The organism is Rhodoferax sp. (assembly GCF_014859475.1).
GTDB lineage: Bacteria > Pseudomonadota > Gammaproteobacteria > Burkholderiales > Burkholderiaceae_C > Rhodoferax.
Map to the genome: position 1 here is coordinate 1 of NZ_JACUUE010000275.1, position 2,630 is coordinate 2,630.

The window sequence follows — 2,630 nt, forward strand, 5'->3', positions numbered from 1 at the left end:
CTCAACGTCGCCGATGTCCTCAACCTCACCGTCAGCGAAGCCGCTGCGCTTTTCAAGGCCGACCGTGACGTGTTGCGGGCGCTGCAGCCCATCATTGACGTCGGGCTGGACTACGTCAAACTGGGCCAGCCGGTGCCCACGCTCAGCGGTGGCGAAGCGCAGCGCCTCAAGCTCGCCGGGTTTTTGGCTGAAGCCGCCAAAAGTGCCAGTGCCAGCCGCCAGCCCACGGCTAAGCGCGGCGTGTTGTTCATGTTCGACGAGCCCACCACCGGGCTGCACTTTGATGACATTGCCAAACTCATGCGGGCGCTGCGCAAGTTGCAGGACGCGGGCCATTCACTGCTGGTGATCGAGCACAACCTGGACGTGATCCGCGCCTCGGACTGGCTGATTGACCTGGGCCCCGAAGGCGGCGACGCCGGGGGTGAGGTTGTGGCCTTTGGCACGCCCGAAGAGGTGATGCTGCACGCCAGTTCGCACACCGCGCTGGCGTTGCGCGATTACGCCGCGCAAATGGGCGTGGTGCATGAGGTGCGCGATTTTGAAAACAATGGTGATCAGTTCGCAATTGATTCAGTGCCGTCATTGCGAGGAGCGCCAGCGACGCGGCAATCCATGCGCCCAGGAAGTCATGGATTGCCGCGCTTCGCTCGCAATGACGGCCAGCACGGCAATCGCAATGACGCACCAGCGGCTGGCCATAAGAATGCAGACAGCATCCAGATCATCAACGCCCGCGAGCACAACCTCAAGTCCTTGAGCGTCAACATTCCGCGCGGCAAGTTCACTGTGGTCACCGGGGTTTCGGGCTCGGGCAAATCGACGCTGGCGTTCGACATCTTGTTCAACGAAGGCCAGCGCCGTTATCTGGAGTCGCTCAACGCTTATGCGCGCTCCATCGTGCAGCCTGCCGGCCGACCCGAGGTTGATGCGGTGTACGGCATCCCGCCGACGGTGGCGATCGAGCAGCGCCTGAGCCGCGGCGGGCGCAAATCGACGGTGGGCACCATCACCGAGGTCTGGCACTTTTTGCGGCTGTTGTTCGTCAAGCTCGGCACCCAGCATTGCATCCATGACGGCACGCCGGTGGCACCGCAAACGCCTGAGAAGATTGCGGCGCAATTGATGAAGGATTTTCGCGGCCAGCACATCGGCCTGCTGGCGCCGCTGGTGATGAACCGCAAGGGCGTCTATACCGAACTGGCCGATTGGGCGCGCCCGCGCGGCTTCACCCATTTGCGGGTCGATGGCAACTTTTTGCCCACCACCAACTTCCCGCGCCTGGACCGCTTCAAGGAGCACACCATTGAGCTTCCGGTGTACAGCCTCGATGTGTTGCCGGAAAACGAATCAGAATTGCGCGAGGCCCTGGCCCGGGCCTTGCAGCACGGCAAGGGCGTGGTGCATGTGCTGAGCGATCTGGCGGGCTTGAGCAAAGCCATGCAGGCCGGCACGCCCACGGCGGGCATCGGCAAGTTGAGTGTGTTTTCCACCCTGCGCGCCTGCCCGCTGTGCAGCACCAGTTACGCCGAACTCGACCCGCGGCTGTTCAGCTACAACAGCAAACACGGCTGGTGCCCGGACTGCGTGGGCACCGGTGTCAAGCTCACGCGCGAGCAGCGCAAGGTGTTTGACGACTCGGTGCGCGATGACGATAACAAGGGTCGCGAGCAGACCTTTGCCGAGCCCGAGGTGGAGGACCTGGTCGATGCCGTGTGCCCCACTTGTCAGGGGGCCCGGCTCAACGCGACGGCAAGGGCGGTGCGGTTTGGCGCGGGTGACGTCTTGGCGAGTCCGCCGACTCAGCCCCGCTACCGCAAACAGACCATGGATCAACCCCGTCATCGCGAGGCCGCAGGCCGTGGCGATCCATGCAGTCCCGAAGCCATGGATTGCCGCGCTGCGCTCGCAATGACAAATAGTGCGCAACGATCCCATGACGGTGTGGCCATCACCGAGCTGGCGCGCCTGAGCGTGACCGACCTGCGCGGCTGGGTGGAAACCATGCAGACGCTGGGTCGCATGAGCGGGCGCGAGCATGACATCGCCCGCGACCTGATTCCCGAGATCAAGGGACGGCTGAAATTTCTGGAGCAGGTGGGCCTGGGCTACCTGACGCTGGACCGGGGTGCGCCCACCCTGAGCGGCGGCGAGGCCCAGCGCATCCGCCTCGCGGCGCAACTGGGCAGCAATTTGCAGGGTGTGTGTTACGTGCTCGACGAGCCCACCATTGGCCTGCACGCGCGAGACAACCAGATACTGCTGGGCGCCTTGCAGACCCTGAGCGACCAGGGCAACACGCTGGTGGTGGTGGAGCACGACGTGGACACCATTCGCCACGCCGACCACATCATCGACATTGGCCCCAGCGCCGGCAAACGCGGCGGGCGGCTGGTAGCCGAAGGCGCGGTGGCGGACATTCAGGACGCAGCCGATTCACAGACCGGCCGCTATTTGCTGCATGCGATGAAGCACCCGCTGAAACCGCGACGGCTGGTGCCGTCACACACCGAGCACGTCATTGCGAGCCTGCCGAATCCGGCACGATCCCGCACACGGACATCGAACAAAGACATCGTCACTGCGAGCCCCCCGTATCCGGCCCGATACCGCACACGGACCTTGAACAG

The 2,630-nt window shown here is 64.1% G+C and carries 1 pseudogene; it reads left to right on the top strand.

What is annotated here, in order from left to right:
• Positions 1-2,630: pseudogene (locus tag IBX54_RS14260) on the top strand (hypothetical protein); the annotation flags it as partial.